This window comes from Wolbachia endosymbiont of Kerria lacca, from assembly GCF_051602725.1.
Classification (GTDB): Bacteria; Pseudomonadota; Alphaproteobacteria; order Rickettsiales; family Anaplasmataceae; genus Wolbachia.
Genome location: NZ_CP192272.1, coordinates 812,256 through 835,690, shown reverse-complemented (window position 1 = coordinate 835,690; position 23,435 = coordinate 812,256). Strand labels below are relative to the sequence as shown.

Here is a 23,435-nt window from a genome sequence, read left to right as displayed (position 1 = left end):
CCTCATTTAAATTTTCAGTACTTGATAAGAAGCAGTATGCTGAAGAAGGAGGAAAATAAGCACTCAAACTCGAGTGCTTATTTTAAAGGGACTTTTGATGCATGCCTTTAGATATTGTTGAATTGCTTAATGACTTCGAGGACATTGATAACGTTTTTCACAATTACTAATTGCCGTCTCGACTTTTTTGTCTATAATATCAATTCTTGTCAGAGGTGGATTGTCCAGTAGTCTTGAATACTTTTTCCCTGTGAACTTTTTGACCACTACATCAACTAGTAGAGCTGTTGCATTAAAATCAACTTGTGAAGAACCAATTGGGCTACCAGCTAAGTGATCAACAAATTGCTGTGCAGGAAGTAAAGTAGGAGCACTGCTGAATAAGCCATTGAGTGTGGCAGTGGTTACCCAACTAAATATACTATTAATAAAAGAAAAAGGTTTTACTGCACTGCTTGGTGCAGGATTTGGAGTATCACCAGCTTCCAATCCTATCTTAGTATTTGCCCTGGTGGAGGTTGAGAAAGGGTTTGCTATACTACTTGCTGCATCTGGAGTATCACCAGCTTCTAACTCTAATTTAGTATTTATTCTAGCAGAAAGTAATAGTTCTGTACAATTATTTTTATGAAATCTTAACACAGCTAAGAATATTTTTTCTATGTCACAGCCATCACTGCAAAGATTTTCATAACCAGGGATAACCTCAAATGCCGTTTTGCCATTTGCATTTTTAATATTAATAGTGTTATTATTGAGCAGAAGATTCGCGATATCTAATCGACAATAAAAAAAGGCTAAGTGTAAAGCTGTAAAACCTTGCATTACTTGGGAAGTGGTACTACTAGTACAATGATATATCATTTCTTTTATTTCTGCTTTGTCTATTCATGGCAGTAACGTACGAGTAAGGAACAAGACATCCATCACTAACAGCATTAATATTAGCATTATTTTTAAGCAAAAACCGCACTATCTCTAAGCTACCTCTATAAACAGCAAGATGTATAGGTGCCATACCATCTTTTTTACCATTAATAATCTCTTTTTCTTTATTTATATATCTTGCCTTTTTAACATATCTTTTAACTTTATTAATATTAAGCTCATCTATAGCCGCAAATAAATTCTTTCTCAATCTCTCAAGTTTTTTCATCAAATACCTCCTAAAGAATAATGTTTCCGGTTTTATATCATGCAACTTAATATGTACAAGCAAAATTTACAGAGAAAACAATAGTTAAAATTAGGTCTTCATCAACCTATCACGTGCTGCGTTTAACTTTTGTGCAAAATATTCCGAGCCTCCCTTGTCTGGATGGACCAGTTTCATTAAATTTTGGTATGCCTTATTGATTTCATTTTGGCTTGCCTCGGAATTCAGCCCCAGTATTTTTAATGCTTCATCTTTGGACATATTATCACCAGTGTAATTTTTGGTGTAACTTTTACTGCTGTTAAATTCGTTCAAAAACTTACTTAATATAGAGTGCATCATAAAACTTATGTTATTTCTCTTTGCCAAAAAGAGAAAAAATACAACAACGCTAGGTAAAACAAACGTGATTATTGTGAATATCAAAAAAAGGAAGAAGATGAATGACATGTATATTTTTTTATCATTTTATGATTAAATAGTAACAATTATAATTGTCATGGTAAATAACATGTTTATCCAGATTGAAGAAACACCAAACCCAAACACGCTGAAATTTCTTCCTGGTTTTGAAATTCTGAGCGAAGGAGAAACAGCTGATTTTTCAAATGCAGATGAAATAAAGAACTCCAAACTAGCAGTAAATCTTTTTCAAATAGAACATGTTGTAAGAGTATTTTTTGGTCATGATTTTATTTCGGTAACAAAATCAGATAGAATGAATTGGGATATAGTAAAGGTGGAAATTTTAACTACAATTATGGATCACTTTACTTCTGGTGGAAAAGCATTTGATAAAGAAGGAGTAAGTGATAATAAAATGCTAGAGGAAGAATTCTTTAATGAAAATGATATAGAAATTGTAAATAGAATAAAAGAATTGATGGAAAGTTATATTAAACCTGCAGTTGCTCAAGATGGTGGTGATATCAAGTTCCGTGGCTATAAAGACGGAATAGTTTACGTTGAACTGCAAGGAGCTTGCTCTGGGTGCCCAAGTGCTGCAATTACCTTAAAACAAGGAGTGCAGAATATGCTAAGCTATCACATACCAGAAGTTTCAGGTATAGAGACTATGCTATGACTAATCAAACAGTTAGAGGAACAAAAGATCTCCTGTTTGATGAATGGTACAAGTTTAAACACATAGAGCAAACAGCAAGCAGAATCTCAAGTTTATACGGCTTTTTACCTGTTCAAACTCCGATATTTGAATACACAGAAGTCTTTACAAAGACTTTAGGTGATAGCTCAGATATTATCACTAAAGAGATGTATACTTTTATTGATAAAGGGGGAAAGAGCATAACTCTGCGTCCTGAGTTCACTGCAGCTATTGTTAGGTTACTCATTGAAAAAAAACTACAAGCGCCGATAAAATTATTTTCAATAGGGCCTGCATTTCGCTATGAAAGACCGCAAAAGGGAAGACAAAGGCAATTTCATCAGATAAATTTTGAGGTTTTTGGCATAGAAGATCCAAAAGCTGATATTGAATTGATATCACTCGCTCAGCACTTACTAACTGAATTTGGCATCAATAAAAATGTAAAGCTGGAAATCAACTCTCTGGGTGATAGTGAAACAATAACTCAGTATAGAGAAGCTTTGATATCGTATTTAAAAAAGTTTCAAAATGACCTATCAGAAGATAGTCAAAATAGATTGATTAAAAACCCACTCAGAATATTAGACTCTAAGGATAAGACAGATAAAGAAATAATCTCTGACGCACCAAAAATCAGTGATTATTATACAAAAGAATCTTCATATTTCTTTGACCAGGTGTTAAATGGACTGCAAGCTCTTGGCATACCTTACACTGTAAATAGCAAATTAGTTCGAGGTCTAGACTATTATTGTCACACAGTATTTGAATTTGTCACAGAAGATTTAGGTGCACAAGGAGCAGTTTTTGCCGGTGGAAGATACGATAATCTAGTATCTTCAGTAGGTGGAAAACACACTCCAGCAATAGGATTTGCAGGGGGGATTGAGCGTATAATGGAATTAATCAACTATGCTGAAAAAAAAGAGAGGCCTATTTATATAATTCCAATCGGTGGAGAAGCTGAAGAACATGCTCTAACACTTGCAAGTGAATTACGCAGAAATGGTTTATATGTGATTTACGAATATAGTGGAACTCTAAAAACCCGAATGAAAAAAGCAAATCAAGCAAATGCAAAAGTTGTATTAATCTTTGGTGATGAAGAGCTAAGCAGTAAAACTTTAAAAATTAAAAATATGGACACGGGTGAAGAAAAAATGATTGCTCGCGATAAAACCGTAGAAAATATCTAATCAGAAGCAATAGGAGTGTTAGCTATAGAAGAAAATTCCTCTGCACAAGAATTTTTCATAGCATTTAATATATCATAATCTGTAAAATCTAATTTTATCGGTGTAATAGTAATAAAACCTCCTTTTATTTTATCTACACTACCACTGCCTGAGTGTTCCCGAGACCAATTTAAGCTCAAAGAACCATTTAAGTTTTCAGTAAAAGTTAAATCACCATCAATGTTATATTCACCTTGTTCAGCAAATTCGACCCCTTTCACTTTTTCTGTAGCAGGAAAATTTATACTCATCACTATATCTTTAGGCCAACCAACTTTCATTAGCTTGGCAATAACCTTTGGTGCAAAAATCTTTGTATTGTTCCAGTCTATTTTATCATGATAAACTTGGCTCAGCGCAATAGAAGGTATAGATCTTGCAGCACCTTCCATTGCAGCACCGATTGTGCCTGAATAACAAATATCATCGCCGACATTTGATCCAATATTTACTCCAGATAATATTAAGTCTGGTTTTTTATTCATAATTTTATTTAACGCGATAATGACACAATCTGCGGGAGTACCAGACACACTAAACTCCCTTTCACTATGTTGACTTATTTTAATAAATTGCTTTACTGGATAGTCAAGAGACCTTGCAGCTCCACTCCTATCAGTATCTGGTGCTACTATCCATACTTCCGATGCAAAATTGTGTGCAATTTCTTTAAGTAATCTTATTCCTTCACTCTCAAAACCATCATCATTTGTTATCAATATTATCATATATAATACTCACCTATCAAAGTATACTGATGAGGTTTCTTTTCATAACCATAGCAAAGAACCTGCTACGAATCAATAAGGAAAAATTAGAGGGTGACCAGGTTGCCATCGTTTAGTTTGCTGTGAGTTAATCGTAAATACCAATTTTTAGCTTCACACCTAACTCACAATCAAAGTTTAGTAAACTCTAGAGGCGTGCTAAGCAGCAGAAAACCTTGCTATATTTCCCAAAAATGCTTTCACTCTTTCAAGGCAAGTGGATGGTTCTGCAGGTATTGCTACTTCATCTATCTTACCATATATTGCTGCATCTACGACTTCACCTGTTATTAATTCCCTTAGCTTTTGTTTTATCTGTCCTCTACGAATATGTTCTCCATAGTCATTATAAAACTTCACATATAACTCTTTAAATACAAATTCTTTTATAGCACTTCTCATATGAGAAATTCCATCCTTTACTTCATCACTTGCATTGCTCAAATCCACTTCAGAACCTAGCGAATATAAGTCATCAAAATTTTCTTTTAAAATTTTTATTTTAAAGTAGTGCTTATCTACAGATCTCTCAAGAAATCTTTTAGTAGCATTACCGGCCAATTCTCCTATTATCTGAGGCTCTAGTTGAGCTGCAAAATTATTTTCTGCTTCAAGGCCACTTAATGCATAAATGATACGATTAAGCATTCCAGGACCACATTGGCGATTACTTTCCTCAAAACGAACCAGCAATATGGATTTCAACAGCTCTACATCTGCATTTTGCTTTGTTGCTGCAATTAAAACTAGATTTATGGCCTGTGTTAATGTCAGTCCGGTTTTGGAATCTACCCACCTTACCCATTCTCCTTCTCTATAATTATCTACCTTCAAATAAGGCGCTATCAGTTCTTTCTGCTGATTTGTCAAACCGCCTATATAGTTTTTAAACTCTTCATCCAGCTCATTTGACGGAGTCCCATATTCTTCCTTTAATTTTTTGGCACACTCAATAACACTTTGCTCAAAACTTCTAGTATGAACATTCTGATTACCAGTACCTACATCACTTACATTAAACAAAAAGCTCATTTGCTTTACACTTAAACCCAGAGGCGAGAAGAGCTTTATTAATGGATACTTTATTAACTCAAGAAGCGCTACAGGGATCAATAATATAGTATTGATAAGCACTAAACATATTCTAAGACCGAGCGCTCTACTCTCTGATAACATTCTACTAAGTTCTGATATCTTTGATGCACAATACAAAAATGGTAATTGAATGTAGTATATTGAGTATATAGAAAAAAATAAAATCTTATCTTTTAACCCTACTGTTGGATCATTATATACTTCAGAAAAAATGTTATCATCACTATTTTCATTTTTGAAAGACTGATAGCTGCTTGTAATTTTTTCTGTAAAAATAGAACAGAGCTTATGCAGTCCGTAGCATGAAACGCCAACAGCTAAAAAAATTGCAAGTGTTCCAAAAAATGCTAATACTTCACTTGAAGTTTTGGCAAGAAGGAATGCATAAAGCGCATTAATAAAGATATCAAATAAATATTCAAATAAAAAAATTGCTCCAATAGCGGAAACAAACAATAAAATACCCCCACAAATAATCAAAAAATCTTTTAACCTTGGATTCATACCCCGCTTCTTAATAATCTATTAATATACTTTTTATTATATGCTTAAATTAAAAAAATGCAAATTTTGTAAAGACCAATTGAAATTTCTGAGCTTCAACTATATTGTTAATTATTCAGATAAAAATTAAACATTGTCGTGTCAAATAAAATAGGCTTTTTTGCTATTTTTGCCTTGGTGATTAGTAGCCAAATTGGCTCTGGAATTTTTATGCTCCCAATCAGCCTTGCACCATACGGCGCTTATAGCCTCATAAGCTGGGTTATATCAGGATTTGGTGCTGTATCTCTTGCTTTAGTTTTTGCTTCACTCTGCGCAAAATTTCCAGAAACGGGTGGTCCTCATATTTATGTGAAACATGCCTTTGGCTCTACAGCAGCTTTTTTTGTTGGCTGGACATATTGGGTAAGCTCGTGGGTAAGCTCAACAGCTGTGACAATTGCAAGTATCGGTTATTTAGCCCCGCTTTTTCATAATGATATACAAGATATACGTTTGCTTTTAGAAATAACATTAATTTTAGCTATCATGCTAATAAACTTAAGAGGGGTAACTACTGCTGGGCATGTTGAGCTTCTTCTGACCATTGTTAAAATTATCGCACTTCTTGCAATACCCATAGCAGGATTATTTTTCTTTGATAGAAATAATTTTGTTGTAAGTGAAGAAGTATCAAACTTTACGATGTCTCAAGTCCTTGCGCGCTCTACACTCCTTACTCTATGGTGTTTTATTGGACTTGAATCAGCAACGGCACCTGCAGGATCTGTCAATAATCCCTCTAAAACAATACCAAGGGCTATAGTGCTTGGAACAGTCTGTGTTGCTGTGATATATTTCATCAATAGTCTTTCAATTATGGGATTGATAAGTGGTAATGAACTAGCTAGTTCAAAAGCACCATATGTTGATGCGATAAAAATTATGCTTCCAGGTAATTGGCATTTAATTGTTTCTGTTGTTGCCTTTATCGTTTCTGTAAGTAATTTAAATGCTTGGTTTTTAGCTGATGGACAGGTCACCTTAGGCCTTGCAAAAGACAAGTTAATGCCGCAATTTTTTGGCAAAAAAAATAAGCATGATGCTCCATTATGGGGAATAATACTCAGTACTTTGGGGGTGTTAGTTTTACTTATCCTAACGTCAAACAAAAGTTTTGCTGAGCAAGTAACTTCAATAATTGATATCTCTGTGGTGTCATTTTTGTTTATCTACTTAGCATGTAGCCTTGCTTTTCTCAAAGTTAATATACAAGACAAAAGCTACTGCAAATTTTTAATTGGAGGTGTGGCTGTATCTTTTTGCTGTTGGGTAATATACGAGACTTCTATAAAAACATTGTTAATATCAAGTCTATTCCCTTTAAGCGGAACACTTATTTATCTACTTTGGTATCATAAACTAAAAACTTAACTTAAATTTTTTATTTGCTAAAATTCTTAAGCTATACTACTGGCTTACATTAATAGAATTAAGAGGTATTGTGTCAAATAAAATAGGTTTTTGGGCTGTTTTTGCTTTAGTCATTAGTAGTCAGATCGGCTCTGGGGTTTTTATGCTTCCAATTAGCCTTGCTCCATATGGCGCTTATAGCCTTATAAGTTGGATGATATCAGGAGCTGGTGCTGTGTCTCTTGCGCTAGTTTTTGCTACGCTATGTGCAAAGTTTCCAGAAACAGGAGGTCCTCACGTTTATGTGAAACATACTTTTGGTCCTGCTGCAGCGTTCTTTGTTGGTTGGACATATTGGGTAATCTCATGGGTTAGTACAACAGCTTTAATAGTTGTGGGTGTTGGCTATCTTACACCATTTTTCCATGAAGATATCAAAAGTATGCGTTTATTTTTAGAGCTGTTGTTATTTACAATCATTACATTAATAAATTTAAGGGGAATAGCTACTGCAGGGCACGTTGAGTTTCTGCTCACGGTTGTGAAGGTTGCTGTATTGCTTGCAATACCTGTAGCAGCGTTGTTTTTTTTCGATAGAAATAATTTTATCATAAGTGAAGAAATATTAAGTCTTACAACATCGCAAATTCTTGCCCGCTCTACACTCCTTACTTTATGGTGTTTTATTGGACTTGAATTGGCAACAGCACCTGCAGGGTCAGTTGATAATCCAGCTAAAACTATACCAAAAGCTGTGGTGCTTGGCACAGTTTGTGTTGCTGTTATATATTTTATCAACAATTTTGCAATTATGGGATTGATCAATGGCAACAATTTAGCAAGTTCAAGAGCACCATATGTTGATGCGATAAAAATTATGTTTTCTGGTAATTGGCATTTAATTGTTTCTATAGTTGCATTCATTTTTTGTGTTGGCAGTCTAAACGCTTGGGTTTTATCTAGTGGACAAGTTGCTTTTGGTCTTGCAGAAGATAGACTAATGCCAAAATTCTTTGCTAAAAGGAACAAGCATGGCTCTCCTTTTTGGGGAATAACAGTTAGTTCAATTGGAACTGCAATTTTACTAATTCTCACTTCAAACAACAATTTTGCCCAGCAGATTACGTCGATTATTGACTTTTCTGTAATTTCATTTTTATTTGTCTATCTTGCATGCAGTCTTGCCTTTCTAAAGGTTATTATACAGGAGAGGAGTTGTTATAAGCTTTTAATTGGTAGCATAGCAACAACCTTTTGTTGTTTGGTGATATTAGAAACCCCTGTAGGTACTCTGCTGATTTCGAGCCTGTTCACTGCAAGTGGCATACCCATTTATTTATTTTGGTACTGCAAAACTTCTGTGCAACAAATTCAGTAGTGAGAGATACACTTTAAATGGTTAATATTTATGGGACAAGATTTTTTTTCTCTTTATCTACTTGTTCAATATTACCATTCTCAAGTTTGCTACCTACTTCTTCTGTGCGTTTATTATCTATGTAGATCTCATTTTTTGCTTTATTAGAAAGACCTATTTGCGATTGCAGTTTTTTATACTCTTCTTTTTCAGGCGTGAAAATTTTCACTAAAAATCTTCCTATTATTGGTATTGAACTTAAAAAATCTCTTAATCCAAAAGATTCTTGCTTCTTGTTTGAAAGATGCTGGTCTATCTTAGAAATTTTCACACCATACTTTTTATCATCAAAATTTATCGCTGGCTTGCTTTTTTTCGAAAGAACATTTTGAATCTCTAATCTATTGACTTTTTCAGGCTTTTGAAATGCAGATACTGCAGGTTTGACCTTAGTGTCATCATGTTTTTTACTCATTTCATTCTACCATGCAATATTATTAGTGTCTTATAATTATAACTAAATTATGGTTAATTGCAAGGTAAAAATATTAAAGTAATTGTAAATTTTATCAGTAAAAATATAATATAGCTTTAAAATCAGAGGTTTATTTATATGGGATGTAAGATTGCAGTTATTGGAGCAACAGGAAGAGTAGGATATGAGGTATTGACCATGCTTGCTGAATTTCAAAAAGAGGGAAAATTTTCGATAGATTCTGTTGTTGCTTTTGCATCGAAAAAATCAAAGGGAAAAAAGGTAAGTTTCGGCGATGAAGAATTAACTGTCTTAGACCTTGAGAACTACGATTTTGTTGGAATTAATATAGCAATTTTCTGTGCTGGGTCTCATGTTTCCGAGAGATACGTACCGATTGCAACTGAAGCTGGATGTATTGTCGTAGATAATACCTCTCGTTTTAGGATGAAAGAAGGCGTGCCACTAGTGATTCCAGAGATCAACAAAGATAAAATTACGGAGTATAAAAACCATAACATAATATCTAATCCAAACTGTACTACAATACAAATGTTGCTGGCATTACATTTATTACACCAAAAAGCAAAAATAAAGAGAATCGTTGCTTCAACTTATCAATCAACTTCTGGTGTAGGTAAAGCAGCAATGGATGAGCTTTACAATCAGACAAAAAAAATCTTTATGAATGAAGCTAAAAAACCTGAAATATTTCCTAAGCAAATAGCATTTAATTGCATTCCTCATATAGGAGAGTTCATGGAAGATGGTTCTACAAAAGAGGAGTGGAAAATGCAAGAGGAGGCAAAAAAAATTTTAGAAGAGGATATAAAAGTAACTGCAACTTGTGTCCGAGTACCTGTTCTTGTTGGTCATGCTATAGCAGTAAATGTAGAATTTGATCAGCATATAACTGAAGAAGAAGCTCGTGAAATGCTCAGTGAAGACGATGGAGTTTTAGTGCAAGATAAGCGCGAAGATGGTGGATATATGACTCAGATTGATGTTGTGCAAGAGAATGCCGTATACATATCGCGTATTAGACAAGACGATACCGTTAAACACGGATTAAATATGTGGATAGTAGCTGATAATCTACGCAAAGGTGCAGCACTAAATATAGTGCAGATCTTGGAGATCTTGATCAAAGAGCATTTATAGCTCAATAGCTTAAATCTATATTGACATGTCCCATTTTACGCTTGTCCCTAACCTCTTTTTTCCCATATATGGTTAAACTAGCTTTTTCGTTGCTCAAATATTTGTGAGAATTATATATATCATTACCTATTATATTTTTTGTCATGCAAGGAAAGCGTAATACTACTTCCTGCATAGATAGCCCGCATATTATCCTAACTAGCTGCTCGAATTGACTAACGTTGCATGCATCCAAGCTCCAGTGGCAAGAATTGTGGGGTCTTGGGGCCAGTTCATTAACTAGTAATTCATGATTTTGAGTGATGAAAAATTCAATAGCTAGAATTCCTACTACATCAAGTGCAGTTGCTATTTTCTCTGCAGTTTTTTGTACCTCTTGGGCTAATTTATTATCTATTTTAGCTGGTGCTATTGAAGTATTAAGTATTCCGTCAACGTGGTGATTCTCTGCTATAGGAAAAAAAGCTACTTTACCGTTTTTATCTCTTGCAACGACTATTGAAACCTCTTTCAGTAAATCAACACTTGCTTCAAGAATGTACTCTTTATTCCAATCGAAGGAAGCAAATTGCTTCAGTTCAGAATCATTTTCAATCATATATTGTCCTTTTCCATCATAACCCATTTCTGTTGTTTTTAGCCTCACTGGATAGCTAAAAGTTTCACTACTTTCTAGTAGCTGATTATAATTTTGTATACTTTTGTAATCAGCAGTTTTTATGCTTAAATCTCTAATAAAATCTTTCTCTCTCAGCCTATTTTGCGAAATGTGTAACGCCTTTTTACCTGGATAAAAATCTGTATGCTGCGACACAATATCAATTGCACTACATGGAATATTTTCAGACTCAATAGTGACTAAATCCACACTCTGTGCAAAAGATTCAAGTGCCCTCTTATCACAGAAGTCTGCTATTGTTAAATCATCAGCAACAGAACAAGCTGGATCGTTTTTAGCACTGGCAAAAATATGCGTTTTGTGCCCAAGTTTTATTGCAGCGATAGCAGTCATTTTACCTAATTGCCCACTTCCTATTATTCCTATCACTTTTTTATCCAGTGGATCTGTTTTGTTCATCATGTAGATTAATATTTCCTAGTTAGAGTACGATAATATGCTTGGAAAATCTATGAAAAAAGTGTATAATTGAAGTGTGTTAAACTTTTATCATGAACACTTTACGATGACCATGAAATACACACTTATTACTAATTCTGTTGAAGTTACAGTTTTGCCAATTTACATTGAAGAGCAATCCATTCCTTATGAAAATTGTTACGTATGGATGTATAATGTTAAGATAAAAAACAAAAGCTCATCAACCATTCAATTATTAAGTCGCTATTGGCAAATAATAGATCATAAGGGGAAAATAAATGAAATTGCCGGAGTTGGTGTTATTGGAGAACAACCTGTAATAAAATCTGGAGAGGTATTCAAATATACAAGTGGAACATACTTAAATACACCATCAGGAATAATGCAGGGTAAATATGAATTTCTGAACGAAGAGAGCATAAAAACCTTTGATGTTATGGTACCACCCTTTTCCTTAGATAGTCCATACGTTAACACTAGACCTCATTGATCATCAAGATAGTGTATTTGTTTAAGTGCATCTGAAACCAGTGCTTCTTGTTTTGTCATTTGAGCTTCCATAATGTCATCCGAGTAGCTGATACTGAGATCCAACTAAGTTGATAAACACGAAAGCACTGACCATTTGCTTCTATAGTTGTCTTTTTTCGTCTATCTTATTTTGTTACTCTGCTGAACAGATGCAAAATAGTTTATTTTTGATTCTTATCATCAAGTGTGAATAAGATTATTGTAGAGGTTAAACCTATAATAACTATCATTAACGAAAATGGGGCAGCTTCTCTGTAACGCTCATCGCTGACAAGTTCATATATTCTAGTTGATATAGTTTCAAAATTAAATGGTCTGATAATTAGTGTTGCCGTGAGTTCTTTTACCGTATCCATAAACACGAGCAGAAATCCCGATAGTATGCTTTTCTTGATAAGGGGAATATGAATATTCAGGCACGTGGAAATAGGCCCATGACCCATAGTATATGCAGTCCATTCAATTTCATTTGGTGTTTTTTTGAGTCCCGACTCTATTGCTTTGAAAGATATAGCAAAAAAACGAAATAAATATGAGTAAACTAATGCACCAATAGTTCCTACCAAGCTAATTTCTACAATATATTGAGTAATGAAAGAAGATATTCTGCTTAAAAACATTATTATGCTAATTGCAATAATTGCATTTGGAATTGCATATCCAAGAGAAATTAGACGTGCTATATTGCTTATTAGCTTATTTTTACGTGCTGTATATCCAATAATTATTGCAATGCTGATCGAGATTAGCGCGGTAATAAATGATAAACTAATACTGTTTGTTATTATATTGTAAAATCTTGCTTCGTATATGAAAAAGCCTTTCTCTATGCTCCAATATATAAGTGGAATCATTGGTAAAATAAAGCCTATTAATATCGGCAATAAACACATAAGATAAGAAAAGATCAACGATATAGAACCGTTTATACTACGTTTATTGTGATAATCTGCATTAGTATTGATTGAAGAGTAAGATATTTCTCTTTTTTGTAGTTTTTTCTCGATAACTATTAGTGTTGCAACGAAAATCAGTTCTGCAACTGCCAAAACAGTAGTTGAATATTTGTCATGCAGTAAAAACCAAGTACGGTATATTCCCGTCGTGAAAGTATCGATAGCAAGAAACTGTGGTGTGCCGAAATCTGTAATTACTTCCATTAGTACCAAGGATAACCCAGCTATAATTGATGGACGTATGGAGGGTATGATGACAGAAAACAGACTCTGTAATGAGGAGAACCCAAGTGTTGATGCAATAGTGACTGAGTTACTAACGCTCTTTAGACTTGAGCGGACCAACATATAAACGTATGGATATAGACTAAATCCCATTACTAATATTCCACCACCTAGGGATTTGATCTCGGGAAACCAATAGTCACCTTTGCCCAATTGAAAAGTATCTCTTAACAAGCTCTGAATCGGACCTGAAAACTCTAGCGTATTTACATAAACAAACGATACTATATATCCAGGAATTGATATCGGAAAGAATAAGGCAATCTCAAAAATTCTACTTCCGGGAAACGAAAAAAATGTAGTAAGCCAAGCTGGAATTACTCCAAATATAAAGGATATTAACCCTACTCCTACCATCAAAATCAACGTATTGAGTATATATTCAGGAAAAAGTCTACTAATTACCCATCCAGAGTTTGCTGATTCTGTAAATAGAATCGATATTAACGATAGTATAGGGCAGACAAATAATACACTTACTAAAAACAAGAATATATTTTTAAATACTCTCAGAAACATTAACTTGAATCTATATTTGATATTAAAATGTTATATGCAAAAACTAAAGATATCCAGTAATTAACAGCCGTCCTATTGAATATCTTCATAATTTTATATATTATGTTTTAAATCGATAAACTAATTAATTATGAGTTTTGTCATTGCAACTTTCTATCATTTTGTAAAACTCTCTAATTATTATGACATGAAAGATGAAATAAAAGTTGCATGCGACAATGTCGAATTAAAGGGTACTATACTCCTTGCAGAAGAGGGTATTAATGCAACCGTATCTGGTGAAAGAAACGCGATTGATAAAATATTCGATTTTCTACGTTCTGATTATAGACTAAGGGACCTTACATGGAAAGAGAGTGCAGCAGAATATCAACCATTTAGTAAGATGAAAGTGAGATTAAAAAGAGAAATTGTGAATCTTGGTGTAAGTAATCTCGATACTTCCGTTAGAGGTCAGTACATTGATCCAGATTATTGGGATGATTTTATCTCTCAACCTGATGTTTTAGTGATAGACACACGAAATGATTACGAAGTAAAACTAGGCAAGTTTAAAAATGCAATCAATCCACATACTCAGCGTTTTCGAGATTTTCCTCAGTGGGCAGAGTCTTTCTCTGAGAGTAAAGATCTGAAAGTGGCTATGTACTGCACTGGTGGAATCAGATGCGAGAAATCTACAGCATATATGAAAAGCCTTGGATTTAAAGATGTTTATCACCTTAAAGGCGGTATTCTTTCCTACCTTGAAAAAACTCACAACAAAAGTGGTAATTGGGAAGGCGAGTGTTTTGTTTTTGATGATAGAATTGCTGTTGATCACTCACTCGCCCCAAGTGATAAAATAAAATGCATATTCTGCTCAAGTAAAGTTTCAACTGATGAGCTGAAATCAGTTCCACGTGGCCAGGTAGTTTGCTCTGATTGTAAATCTTTAAGTATTGAAAGAAAGCTAGAATTCAATACGAACCTCTAAGAAAATCTGCTTATTGCACACTTACTAACCTCAATTTTATCAAGACATTTACCTACGACATAGCCCGCTCCAGCTCCAAGTAACGCACCAACTATAGCAAATGCAATCAACACTACACCAGAACCGCCAATAAGAGCTAAAGTTTCTTGCCATAAACAACATGCTGCAACTAGACCAGCAGCTAAACCAATTCCTGCACCTCTGCACCTAAGTTTCATGTTATTAACACTAGTATAATGACTTCCAAAACCAAATTCTTTGATATCTTTTCTTTTTTCTATAAAATTGATAAGCTCCTGTATTTCTTTGTTATTTGTGTTGCTACGCAAATCATATAAATTTATAACGCCATCCTTTACATATTTTTCAAAATTCATTTTATTTTTCCATACTATTAGAATATATTTTTATTACACTTAATGTCTTAATAGTTGGTAAATTCCCATATAAGAATAAGTAGATAATCTTACCACTATAGGTGGGACTAAAGCGCGATAAGATTAAATTCCTGAAAAATGTTGGTAAGAAGAGCTTTTCCAAAAACAATAAAGTTAAGAGTTGAAGAGATAGTAAAAGAGCGACTTACAGTTAATCCAATTGATTTTGGTGAATCGTTTTGTTACAAACTCAAAGGATACAGAAGACTGAGAACTGGCGATTATCGTATCATGTAAATGCTGCAAAGTATGAAGTGTTTCAATAAAACACAGAAAAGACATTTATGAATCCTAGATTAATATCCTTCCAGTATTAACTTACTGTAACCTTTCCGGTTGATCCACTGCGATTCTTTGCAACGTTTATCTCTAATCCGTTATTAGCATCGATTTTATAGTCTGTAGAATAGTAAAATTATAGGGGTATAGTCAAAAAATGAGTTATTTTTGAGCTGAGCAAAGCCACCTAAGGTGAAGAGGAAAGAGGTCTGTATAATGAAATATACAATGCTTATAGGAAGGTTCTAACTTTTATAGATGTATTCTCTATGCTCTATTGCAGTAATTATTACTGTACGTTCTAATTTACTTATCCTATAAACCAAACGATAATCACCAGATCGTATTCTACGATGTCCTTTGAACTCACCGAGCAAGGGATCTCCTGCCTTCTCAGGAGAAAGTGTAAGACGCTCTTTTACGATTTCTTTTACCCTTGACCATATTGTCTTTGGAAGATTTTGAATGTCTTTGTGAACTACATTTTCCTCATAGCAGATTAAATACTTATCACCAGTTGATGTCTTCATGCCTGATGAATTTTGCATTTCGAGTGTCACGTTGAATAGCAAGTTTGGCTATTGCCATATCTTCTTCATTTTCAATTGCTTCTTGTATAAACTGCTCTGCTAGCTCTTGAGCTGATTGATTCTTTACTTTAGCTAAACGAGTAAGGTTTTTTAAAACTTTTTCACTAATGTTAATACTTGAATCAGCCATAAGTTTTACCGAAATCTACTGCATAATTATACAACATTTTCCTAAAATTTTCAATAAAGAATTGTATTGACGGATTATGGTAGATTGAGTATATACTAGTATTAGATTTTAGGGAGAAATGACACAGACGTATTGCAAGACATCATTAGGAATAAGGAAGGTATGCTGGCTACTGGATGTATTTCTATGATAACAACTACTCTTCATCATCAAAAATCAAGAAGGCTCTGCAACTTGATAACTCTATTCTTTTATTGACGTAGATGACTCTGAAAAATTGCGGAGCTGAAGTGCTATGGTTATTACGGTTTAAGAACAAAACGGAAAATCCTATGTTACACTAGAAATAATGTGCGGAAAAGGGGGGATTCGAACCCCCGACATATTTTCATATGTGCACGCTTTCCAAGCGTGTGCTTTAGACCGCTCAGCCACCTTTCCATACTTATTCATAATATTAAAAATTATGCTGCTAAACAACTGGTATATATGGTTCGCCACGGAAATTCACAGTATTGTTAAACTTGTTTTTGCACGTTAAAAACGCTTTATCACAACCTGCAAGTATCGAATATTTATCTCCGGTAGAAATTTGATATGGAGGAGAAGCAAATAATGTAACTACTTTATTTTTGTATTCTTTAACTACAACTTCAAATGTTGCTGAACTAAACACTCCGTGCTTATAATATCCATCGCTTTCGATTAAATTAGTGTCTTCAAATCTTCTTTCATCTATCACTTTAGTAATTGTGCTCATTCTACTAAACTTTTTAGCATCAGCTTTACATCTATCATCGCAAAATTGTGCCCTGCATACAGGAGAATATAGCTCTGTTATGCTTCTCTCAAGCTTTGTCGCAAGACCTCTAATTTCAGCGATAAACCTCCCACTATTTAATGTTACTTTACCAAAAGTTCCTGCATGCAAATTCATAATTCCCTGACTCAAATCTTTATAATTCACAAGAAATATTTCAATATTTGCAAAGTCATACCTTCCTGATAAAACATCTTTTTCTTTAATATCGGTACTATTTAATATTCCTTCAATTTCTAGATTATCAGTTCTCAAATCGCTATTTAATATTATGCTACTAGCTGTAAACCCACTTGAAGATTTATAGAATACATTATTGAGATTTAAATCTTCATCATAGTCAGTAAATCCCATTACTTCTCCACTTACAAGTGTTAATTTCCAGCAAGTAGCGATGGTAAGTAATTCTCCAGCTAAATGGTTTTTTAATTTGGTTTGCATAGTTGCCTCTTATAAATAATGGCATACCTGCATTTAGCTACACTTGTTTTTTCAAATCTCTATAAAAATTTTCGTGTGGAGCAAATGCAAGAAGTGTTAATATGTTATTTTGTTCGTTGTGAATATAGGCTAATAATGTCAGTTGATTAAAAATAGAGAATTTATACACGCGAACACCTGCAAGATCGCCTGACTTTAGCTCTCCAATATATGGGTTACCTTGAATTTGTTTGATGGCTTCTTCAAGTTTGGGTAGTGGATTATTGTGCAGCTTCTTCATTGACCGCTTAAAAGTGTTGGTGAGAAGAATCTTCAAAATTTTGTGGACTTATACTCCTCAACATTACCTGACTTGATATCCTCAATGCCTGAAAGGATTTCTTTGATGATGTTATAGCTGAGCTCAGGGTTATCTTCAACAATCTGACCAATCTTAGCCCAATGCTCGATTTGTTGCGGTACAGAACGATTTTGCAATATGGAATGAGACTGCACTATTTTCTCGAACTCCCCATCAAGATTTACTGTTATACTCATTAGATTATTACTTCCTAGTTTTAGCTATTATATCATATATTGGAAATTTTTTCAACATTTTGAAAGTGCATAGTGAAAACACACACCACATTCAAGTTGTGGTGTGTATTACTAGAACAAATTAGAAAGAAAACTTCACACCAGTGAGGAGAAGAATTCCTTTGTTGGAAGGTACATCAGCATTATTTTTATCTTTCAGCGCACCTTTTTCATCAGTCATAAAATAATGTAAGGCTGCATAAGGAACAAATTTGCTCTTATTGCAAGAAGATAGATCATACTGAACACCAAGTGCAACATCATGAAGCATATCTTTATCACTCATTCTGCTACCAAAGTATGTCACGCTTGTGTAGATGTTATCATATTGATAACCAGCACCTGCAGTCCAATACATGGTATTGTTATCATTAAATTGCTTTAAGCCATTTTTTCTAGCAATATCAGTAGTCTCTTTATATTCTTTTGAAGCAAGGTCGAGTTCCTTGATACTCTTAGGTTGACCAGATTTGCCTAAATATGCAAAAGAAGCAGCGAATTTTACACTTTGATCTTCATCAATCTTATAATCAGCGCTTGCACCCAAATTAATGCCTGCCAGATTATTGTATTCTATGAACTCATTATAAAGGTGCTTATCTTTACTCGGTTGCTTTGAAAACCCATATTCACCAACTACGGAAGTTTTAACTTTTACATTATGTTTACTAAAGTCATATTCATATGATGCACCAGCGCTTACTATATGCTCGTAATCTGGTCCAACATGTCTTAACGTTTCCTTATGCTTTACCTCATCTTGCTTTTGAGCATTTTTAGAAAGAACTGAATCTATTTCTTTTACAACGGATAAACCACTATCATAGCGAGGTGCGTAGCTAAGACCAAATCTTGCACCCATATAATTTGGTGAGTAGTAAGCAGCTCTAAACGGCAATGTGGTCATAACGTCTTTGTTGTATTTTCCTGCCATACGGAAGGAGAGTTTTTCGCTCTCGCTCGAGAAGCTTTCAGTGTAAAGACGTGGTGTTACGTAAAATGGGAAGTTTGCAGCACTTCCTTCTAAGTTTACTTTTCTGAACCAGTCACTATCTGCAGCTCCATCAACAGTTGCAATTCTTGTTGCATCAAGTCTCATCAGAGACTCAGGACCAAACTGATAACCAAGTTTCAGATCACCATATTTTGAATTCAAAAACACATGTGCACTTCTACCTCTTGCAGCATTCACGCCTTGTGAAGCTCCTTTACCTTCAGTAACTGGAACATGGAATTGTACATCGGCACCATAACGAAGACCAATATCCTCATTTTTATTTTCAGCTCTTAAGTGCAATATTGCATCTGAAATCATGCCCATGTTTTCACTGTAATCACCAATATTCCCTATCCCTTTAGGAAATATTGGATTTGCTCCTTTTATACTATCTGGAGTATTGTTAAAATAATCTGTAGATTTACCTGGCATAACATTATAATGGTTATAGCCACTTAGCCCATGGTTACCATAACCTTGAGAATCAACAACGCCACCGAAAGTTATTCTTAAACCATCCCCTTGATTGGTATTGATAATATCAACCCCACCAACTGAAACAACAGGACTTGCCTTACCTTTTTCCTCTGTATTGCTGTTAACAACTTTTACATCCTTTTTTATATCTTTAGCTTCAATTTTAGCATTCTTAGTTTTAGAACCCTTAATTTTTGACTTTTCTACATTAGAATTTTTAGTGCTTAGAGCTTTCGCCTTTGAATCCTCTATAAGCTTTGCTTTTTTCTCTTTTGCTAGCCTAATTTCATCTTTTTTCTTTTGTTTTGCTACTAATTTTAACTCTTCTTTTTTCTTCTTTTGTTCAGCTGCTAATTTTAACTCCTCTTTTTTCTTCTGCTCAGCTGCTAATCTTAGTTCTTCTTTTTTCTTAAGCTCCTCGGCTTTTTTTCTTGGATCAGCATTACATATCCTGTCCATTTTTTCTTTTAGTTTCTTATTTGACGTCTTCATCACTTCCATCTTTCCAGAAGTTTTGATTGACTCGTTACTCTCTTGCTTTTTTACTTCCTTCATACTCTCGTCAGAAAAGTCAGCAGCAAAGCCACTGAAAGAACATAAAGTCAATAGAGAAGCTAGAGCAGTTCTAGTATAAATAGATTTTTTCATGAAGTGCCCCCAAAAAATTTTAAAATCATAACATAAATAGTATAAAGGTGTTGAAAATCCAACTTAAAGCAACCTTATAGCGAAAATAAAGGTAAAATGCAATACTTTAAAAGCAACTTTCTTAATACGCTCAACGTGTATATTAACCAAAATTTAGTACAGAGGTTTGCTTGTTAGTGTATTATAACTCTATACTTATTCTATGGAAGTAAAATTTACTCAAAGTAAAAGCATAAAAAGATTAAATTATTAATATAAATTGTTGACAATAATATTAATTTGTATTATAGTTGGTAGATTATTGTTTTATTTTTGATAGATTGGGGTACTTATGGATTTTAGTTTTTTACGCAATTGGTTTAGCACTACAGGTGCTGCTACAGGCTCAGAGCCAGGTAATACTGAACAGCCAGACTCTATTTCAGTAGATGATGGCAAATACGAGATGAAAGAATATGACGATGAATTTGAGATCATTGAAGATTATGAATTTATAAATCGTGCTGATCCAAATGAGCCATGTTCTTTACCTTCTGACTATAAAATAGATGAAAGTATTGTAAAAATTGCAGGATTTGATAGAGAGAAATTATTAGAAATGGGTAATTTCTGCAAGATAAGCTATGGCGATGATGATGGTAAATTAAGTAAAAAAAGATGTAACAACCTAGCTCAAAGAGTATACAAAACTGAATTTGAAATTGTAGAAGATTTTGAAATTGTTCCATCTACTGAAAAAATGTATAAAACTAGAGCTGAACTCATCAGCGAAGGTTATGAAATTATTCCATTTGGTAATAGCTTTGAAAAAGATGCTGGTCACGTTTTTATAAAAGGTAAAGAAATAACAATAGCCTACCATGGTACTCGTCTGAGCCAGAGTTTTAATGATGGAATTACTGATATAAATGTACTTTTTGCTACTTCGGAATTTTTACCTGAAGGTGGAAGAATTCATTGTGGTTTCTATAATTCATTTATGGATTCATGGCCTAATCTGTATGGAATTTTGAAATCTCATGCTGAAAAACAGGGATCAGAAATCAAGGATTTTAAAATTAATCTCACAGGTCACAGTATGGGAGGAGCTATTGCTAAGATAGCTGCTTTATGCCTCAATAAAACAGAAGGAGCTGAAGATGTTCATGTTGCAACTTTTGGTGATCCACGAGTTTTTGATCTTACTGCTAGTGAATTTTATAATGATGTTCTTCAAGAAAAAACCATTAGAGTAACTCAACATAGACAAGACCCAGTACCAGCGGTATCACCTGGTATTTGTGGTTATGCTCATGTAGGTGCACAATTGAGAATATCAGTACCTGAAGGATATTTTGTTCATCAAATAGATGGTTATCATGAAGCCATTAAAATAATGGATGAAAAAGATTTCCGATCGAACAATAACGTTTCTCTCTTTTATTACCCTTCGAGAATATTAAGTCGAATTAACTGTGCAGTTTTAGGTAATGCTCAATATTATGCTGCTAATTTAGGTAATTATATTCTTGGTGGACAAAATTTTTTCGAGAAAGTAAAAAAGGAATACCAAGATAAAAACTTAGAAAATTTTTCTAAGCTTGAACAAGCAGAAGTTAAGCAAAGGGCACATCAAAATGTCTTTTCTACTACAAGGAGTTTATAACTACTATACAGAGCAATCATTAGATTGCTCTGTAGCATCTATTCATTTAAATTCAATATAAAAATTTTCACCAGAAGTTATTTTCCATTCTTCTTTAAATTTCTTTAGGTGTTCTTTTTTTTCGCATTCTAAAAGCAGTTCTTCTATGCTCTTATTATAGCTTTCTGTAGTAATTCTTCCTTGATGATGTATAAACCTCAAATAAATCAAATAAGTGTTAATCACATCTGTTTCACAATAATCGCGAATCTCTTGTATTTTGCCACTATCATATAAGTCCATAACTTGTGAACCATCAACTCCAATCTTACCGGGAAGATTAAATGCTGCGCAAACTTCGTTCATCTTCATTCTTGCAGAAGCTCCAAAATCAGAGAGAGATTCAAGCAAATCACAATGCCAATCACTACTGTACCTCTGATTGTAACTATTCCACTTATCGCCAGCTTTGTGAAAATATTCTGCTTGAATGCCATGAACCATAGCACGGTACTTCAGTACCGGTATATCAAAAGTGCGTCCATTGAACGAAACTAGTCTTGGCTTTTTCTCTGATATGTAGTTAAAAAATCCCTTTACTAGCTCTTTTTCATTGGAGTTTACTGTGCCTACAGATCTTATTTCTTGTAGTGTGAACATTTCATAACCGCTCTGGCGTGTTATATTACAAAGTAAAAAACTAATGACTACAACAAGGTGGAAGGGCTGACGCAGAAAAGAGTTTTGCCCGTTTGTTATTTCAAGATGATATTTTGTTAATGCGTTCCTCTTTTCTTCTACACTGCTATCATCACTAATATTTAGTAAATTCTTGCAGGAATTTACATCTGGTATAGTTTCAATATCAAATACCAACAAAGAATTAAGCATTACTTATATATTCCTCAGGGCGATCAGTCCAAGGTCGCACTTTTACGAACAAAAAGAGATGAACTTTACACTCAAATAACTTTTCCAATTCTGTACGTGCCTCGATATTAATTTTTTTTATGCTACTGCCGTCTTTTCCTAGCACTATTTTCTTATGATTATCTTTCAATACAAATATGATCTGTTTTATGACTAAACTCTTATCTTTTTTTTCCTCAAATTGTTCAGTTATAACAGCTGTAGAGTATGGCAATTCTTCACGTAGGTTCAAGAATAACTTTTCTCTCGTAATTTCCGCTGATAAAAAATCAGCTGAGGAATCAGTTATTTGATCTTTTTCATAAAACCAAGGGCCTATCGGTGCAATTTCAGACAAGTAACTAGTCAGATCAGAAAGTCCATCATTCTTCAGTGCCGAGATCGTAAAAATTTTTTCAAACTTATAAAGCAAATTTAGGTGCTCATGTGCCATCTTGAGCTCTGATTTCTTTACTAAATCAGTTTTATTGATAACCAAAATGCATCTGCCTTTTGTGCGCTCCAGTCGTGCAAATATCGTTTTTATTCTTTCTATATTTTTTAGGTAATTGTTTACATCAACAAGCAACAAAGTAATGTCACTATCCTTAACTGCTCCCCATGCAGATTTGACTAAAGCTTTTTCAAGATTTGTTTCTGCTGAAAACACTCCTGGAGAGTCAGTAAAAACAATTTGCGCATTGTTGCATATAGCAACACCCCTTACCTGCGTCCTTGTTGTCTGCACTTTAGGGGTGACAATTGCAATTTTCTTGCCTACGATGCTGTTAATTAGCGTTGACTTTCCAGCATTTGGCAAACCAGCTATCGTTACAAATAAGCATTTTTGTTCTTCCACAAAGGAAATTATAAAGAAAACTAAATGCTAAC

The 23,435-nt window shown here is 34.0% G+C and carries 24 protein-coding genes, 1 tRNA gene and 1 pseudogene; 9 read left to right on the top strand and 17 right to left on the bottom strand.

All coding sequences use genetic code 11. The features are described 5' to 3' along the window. Positions 1-82: 82 nt before the first annotated feature. Both ACQ4M0_RS03775 and ACQ4M0_RS03770 read right to left on the bottom strand, forming a co-directional pair. Positions 83-1,156 (bottom strand): annotated as a pseudogene (locus tag ACQ4M0_RS03775) (ankyrin repeat domain-containing protein). Positions 1,157-1,246: 90 nt separating this feature from the next. Beyond that, positions 1,247-1,471 carry a J domain-containing protein gene (locus ACQ4M0_RS03770; protein WP_438456252.1) on the bottom strand — a complete coding sequence of 75 codons (225 nt, stop codon included), beginning with the start codon at positions 1,469-1,471 and terminating at the stop codon, positions 1,247-1,249. A gap of 196 nt (positions 1,472-1,667) precedes the next feature. On the opposite strand from ACQ4M0_RS03770, the gene ACQ4M0_RS03765 reads away from it, so the two are divergent. Next, on the top strand, positions 1,668-2,240 hold the full coding sequence (locus ACQ4M0_RS03765; RefSeq protein WP_006015115.1) for a NifU family protein: 573 nt from the start codon (positions 1,668-1,670) through the stop codon (positions 2,238-2,240). Beyond that, positions 2,237-3,460 (top strand): histidine--tRNA ligase, encoded by a 1,224-nt coding sequence (hisS, locus tag ACQ4M0_RS03760; RefSeq protein WP_007302144.1) that lies wholly within the window; start codon positions 2,237-2,239, stop codon positions 3,458-3,460. Before ACQ4M0_RS03765 ends, hisS begins: the two co-directional genes overlap by 4 nt. Here the strand turns inward: hisS and surE are convergent. After that, positions 3,457-4,227, bottom strand: coding sequence for a 5'/3'-nucleotidase SurE (surE, locus tag ACQ4M0_RS03755; protein WP_213863802.1), 771 nt, complete (start codon positions 4,225-4,227; stop codon positions 3,457-3,459). The genes hisS and surE overlap by 4 nt on opposite strands. Positions 4,228-4,425: 198 nt before the next feature. After that, positions 4,426-5,865, bottom strand: coding sequence for a hypothetical protein (locus ACQ4M0_RS03750; protein ID WP_438456251.1), 1,440 nt, complete (start codon positions 5,863-5,865; stop codon positions 4,426-4,428). Positions 5,866-6,003: 138 nt separating this feature from the next. Between ACQ4M0_RS03750 and ACQ4M0_RS03745 the strand changes: the two genes are divergently transcribed. Together ACQ4M0_RS03745 and ACQ4M0_RS03740 are read left to right on the top strand one after the other, a co-directional pair. Next, a complete protein-coding gene (locus ACQ4M0_RS03745) occupies positions 6,004-7,278 on the top strand; it encodes an APC family permease (RefSeq protein WP_438456250.1) in 1,275 nt (424 codons plus the stop codon). Between the two features lie 70 nt (positions 7,279-7,348). Beyond that, positions 7,349-8,635, top strand: a complete 1,287-nt coding sequence (locus ACQ4M0_RS03740) for an APC family permease (protein WP_019236733.1) — start codon at positions 7,349-7,351, stop codon at positions 8,633-8,635. Between the two features lie 28 nt (positions 8,636-8,663). Here the strand turns inward: ACQ4M0_RS03740 and ACQ4M0_RS03735 are convergent, their stop codons facing one another. Further along, a complete protein-coding gene (locus ACQ4M0_RS03735; RefSeq protein ID WP_019236732.1) occupies positions 8,664-9,089 on the bottom strand; it encodes a hypothetical protein in 426 nt (141 codons plus the stop codon). Between the two features lie 138 nt (positions 9,090-9,227). On the opposite strand from ACQ4M0_RS03735, the gene ACQ4M0_RS03730 reads away from it, so the two are divergent. Beyond that, positions 9,228-10,250, top strand: coding sequence for an aspartate-semialdehyde dehydrogenase (locus ACQ4M0_RS03730; protein WP_052264832.1), 1,023 nt, complete (start codon positions 9,228-9,230; stop codon positions 10,248-10,250). A 1-nt stretch (position 10,251) separates the two neighbouring features. On the opposite strand, the gene ACQ4M0_RS03725 is transcribed toward ACQ4M0_RS03730, so the two are convergent. Next, positions 10,252-11,328, bottom strand: a complete 1,077-nt coding sequence (locus tag ACQ4M0_RS03725) for a 5-(carboxyamino)imidazole ribonucleotide synthase (protein ID WP_029237555.1) — start codon at positions 11,326-11,328, stop codon at positions 10,252-10,254. A 106-nt stretch (positions 11,329-11,434) separates the two neighbouring features. Between ACQ4M0_RS03725 and apaG the strand changes: the two genes are divergently transcribed. Continuing rightward, the gene (apaG, locus tag ACQ4M0_RS03720; protein ID WP_012481895.1) at positions 11,435-11,839 is read left to right on the top strand and encodes a Co2+/Mg2+ efflux protein ApaG; all 405 of its coding nucleotides are present in this window, start codon (positions 11,435-11,437) and stop codon (positions 11,837-11,839) included. Between the two features lie 202 nt (positions 11,840-12,041). Here apaG and ACQ4M0_RS03715 read toward each other — a convergent pair whose 3' ends face one another. Further along, a complete protein-coding gene (locus ACQ4M0_RS03715; protein ID WP_052264833.1) occupies positions 12,042-13,640 on the bottom strand; it encodes an ABC transporter permease in 1,599 nt (532 codons plus the stop codon). A gap of 130 nt (positions 13,641-13,770) precedes the next feature. Between ACQ4M0_RS03715 and trhO the strand changes: the two genes are divergently transcribed. Then, complete coding sequence (trhO, locus tag ACQ4M0_RS03710; RefSeq protein WP_438456249.1) at positions 13,771-14,616, top strand: oxygen-dependent tRNA uridine(34) hydroxylase TrhO; 846 nt, start codon at positions 13,771-13,773, stop codon at positions 14,614-14,616. Here trhO and ACQ4M0_RS03705 read toward each other — a convergent pair. After that, entirely contained in the window at positions 14,613-14,993 is a 381-nt protein-coding gene (locus tag ACQ4M0_RS03705; RefSeq protein ID WP_096097218.1) for a hypothetical protein, read from the bottom strand. The two genes, trhO and ACQ4M0_RS03705, sit on opposite strands and share 4 nt — an antisense overlap. A 138-nt stretch (positions 14,994-15,131) precedes the next feature. On the opposite strand from ACQ4M0_RS03705, the gene ACQ4M0_RS03700 reads away from it, so the two are divergent. After that, positions 15,132-15,290, top strand: a complete 159-nt coding sequence (locus ACQ4M0_RS03700) for a type II toxin-antitoxin system RelE family toxin (RefSeq protein WP_019236727.1) — start codon at positions 15,132-15,134, stop codon at positions 15,288-15,290. 287 nt (positions 15,291-15,577) lie between these two features. Here ACQ4M0_RS03700 and ACQ4M0_RS03695 read toward each other — a convergent pair whose 3' ends face one another. The 7 genes from ACQ4M0_RS03695 to ACQ4M0_RS03665 form a co-directional block, all read right to left on the bottom strand. Further along, positions 15,578-15,880 carry a type II toxin-antitoxin system RelE family toxin gene (locus tag ACQ4M0_RS03695; RefSeq protein WP_230440381.1) on the bottom strand — a complete coding sequence of 101 codons (303 nt, stop codon included), beginning with the start codon at positions 15,878-15,880 and terminating at the stop codon, positions 15,578-15,580. Beyond that, positions 15,843-16,052: a DUF6290 family protein gene (locus tag ACQ4M0_RS03690; RefSeq protein WP_007302130.1), complete on the bottom strand. Its 210-nt coding sequence runs from the start codon at positions 16,050-16,052 to the stop codon at positions 15,843-15,845. Before ACQ4M0_RS03690 ends, ACQ4M0_RS03695 begins: the two co-directional genes overlap by 38 nt. 354 nt (positions 16,053-16,406) lie before the next feature. Further along, positions 16,407-16,493 (bottom strand) — tRNA-Ser (locus ACQ4M0_RS03685). 31 nt (positions 16,494-16,524) lie between these two features. Next, on the bottom strand, positions 16,525-17,313 hold the full coding sequence (locus ACQ4M0_RS03680; RefSeq protein ID WP_438456248.1) for a DUF2163 domain-containing protein: 789 nt from the start codon (positions 17,311-17,313) through the stop codon (positions 16,525-16,527). Positions 17,314-17,350: 37 nt separating this feature from the next. After that, entirely contained in the window at positions 17,351-17,593 is a 243-nt protein-coding gene (locus ACQ4M0_RS03675) for a type II toxin-antitoxin system RelE/ParE family toxin (RefSeq protein ID WP_438456247.1), read from the bottom strand. A gap of 32 nt (positions 17,594-17,625) precedes the next feature. After that, positions 17,626-17,850: a ParD-like family protein gene (locus ACQ4M0_RS03670; protein ID WP_226079579.1), complete on the bottom strand. Its 225-nt coding sequence runs from the start codon at positions 17,848-17,850 to the stop codon at positions 17,626-17,628. A gap of 121 nt (positions 17,851-17,971) precedes the next feature. After that, on the bottom strand, positions 17,972-20,011 hold the full coding sequence (locus tag ACQ4M0_RS03665; protein ID WP_438456246.1) for a WD0745 family porin: 2,040 nt from the start codon (positions 20,009-20,011) through the stop codon (positions 17,972-17,974). Between the two features lie 331 nt (positions 20,012-20,342). Between ACQ4M0_RS03665 and ACQ4M0_RS03660 the strand changes: the two genes are divergently transcribed. Further along, entirely contained in the window at positions 20,343-21,656 is a 1,314-nt protein-coding gene (locus ACQ4M0_RS03660) for a lipase family protein (RefSeq protein ID WP_007302125.1), read from the top strand. 42 nt (positions 21,657-21,698) lie between these two features. On the opposite strand, the gene ACQ4M0_RS03655 is transcribed toward ACQ4M0_RS03660, so the two are convergent. Further along, positions 21,699-22,526, bottom strand: coding sequence for a 3'-5' exonuclease (locus ACQ4M0_RS03655; RefSeq protein ID WP_438456245.1), 828 nt, complete (start codon positions 22,524-22,526; stop codon positions 21,699-21,701). Beyond that, positions 22,519-23,403 carry a GTPase Era gene (gene era, locus ACQ4M0_RS03650; protein ID WP_213863799.1) on the bottom strand — a complete coding sequence of 295 codons (885 nt, stop codon included), beginning with the start codon at positions 23,401-23,403 and terminating at the stop codon, positions 22,519-22,521. The genes ACQ4M0_RS03655 and era overlap by 8 nt, the downstream gene beginning before the upstream one ends. Between the last annotated feature and the right edge of the window lie 32 nt (positions 23,404-23,435).

Coding starts and splice junctions, on each gene's coding strand:
- ACQ4M0_RS03765 (WP_006015115.1), top strand. CDS start 1,668: ATGTTTATCCAGATTGAAGAAACACCAAACCCAAACACGCTGAAATTT.
- hisS (WP_007302144.1), top strand. CDS start 2,237: ATGACTAATCAAACAGTTAGAGGAACAAAAGATCTCCTGTTTGATGAA.
- surE (WP_213863802.1), bottom strand. CDS start 4,227: ATGATAATATTGATAACAAATGATGATGGTTTTGAGAGTGAAGGAATA.
- ACQ4M0_RS03750 (WP_438456251.1), bottom strand. CDS start 5,865: ATGAATCCAAGGTTAAAAGATTTTTTGATTATTTGTGGGGGTATTTTA.
- ACQ4M0_RS03735 (WP_019236732.1), bottom strand. CDS start 9,089: ATGAGTAAAAAACATGATGACACTAAGGTCAAACCTGCAGTATCTGCA.
- ACQ4M0_RS03730 (WP_052264832.1), top strand. CDS start 9,228: ATGGGATGTAAGATTGCAGTTATTGGAGCAACAGGAAGAGTAGGATAT.
- ACQ4M0_RS03725 (WP_029237555.1), bottom strand. CDS start 11,328: ATGAACAAAACAGATCCACTGGATAAAAAAGTGATAGGAATAATAGGA.
- apaG (WP_012481895.1), top strand. CDS start 11,435: ATGACCATGAAATACACACTTATTACTAATTCTGTTGAAGTTACAGTT.
- ACQ4M0_RS03715 (WP_052264833.1), bottom strand. CDS start 13,640: ATGTTTCTGAGAGTATTTAAAAATATATTCTTGTTTTTAGTAAGTGTA.
- trhO (WP_438456249.1), top strand. CDS start 13,771: ATGAGTTTTGTCATTGCAACTTTCTATCATTTTGTAAAACTCTCTAAT.
- ACQ4M0_RS03705 (WP_096097218.1), bottom strand. CDS start 14,993: ATGAATTTTGAAAAATATGTAAAGGATGGCGTTATAAATTTATATGAT.
- ACQ4M0_RS03700 (WP_019236727.1), top strand. CDS start 15,132: ATGTTGGTAAGAAGAGCTTTTCCAAAAACAATAAAGTTAAGAGTTGAA.
- ACQ4M0_RS03695 (WP_230440381.1), bottom strand. CDS start 15,880: ATGCAAAATTCATCAGGCATGAAGACATCAACTGGTGATAAGTATTTA.
- ACQ4M0_RS03690 (WP_007302130.1), bottom strand. CDS start 16,052: ATGGCTGATTCAAGTATTAACATTAGTGAAAAAGTTTTAAAAAACCTT.
- ACQ4M0_RS03680 (WP_438456248.1), bottom strand. CDS start 17,313: ATGCAAACCAAATTAAAAAACCATTTAGCTGGAGAATTACTTACCATC.
- ACQ4M0_RS03675 (WP_438456247.1), bottom strand. CDS start 17,593: ATGAAGAAGCTGCACAATAATCCACTACCCAAACTTGAAGAAGCCATC.
- ACQ4M0_RS03670 (WP_226079579.1), bottom strand. CDS start 17,850: ATGAGTATAACAGTAAATCTTGATGGGGAGTTCGAGAAAATAGTGCAG.
- ACQ4M0_RS03665 (WP_438456246.1), bottom strand. CDS start 20,011: ATGAAAAAATCTATTTATACTAGAACTGCTCTAGCTTCTCTATTGACT.
- ACQ4M0_RS03660 (WP_007302125.1), top strand. CDS start 20,343: ATGGATTTTAGTTTTTTACGCAATTGGTTTAGCACTACAGGTGCTGCT.
- ACQ4M0_RS03655 (WP_438456245.1), bottom strand. CDS start 22,526: ATGCTTAATTCTTTGTTGGTATTTGATATTGAAACTATACCAGATGTA.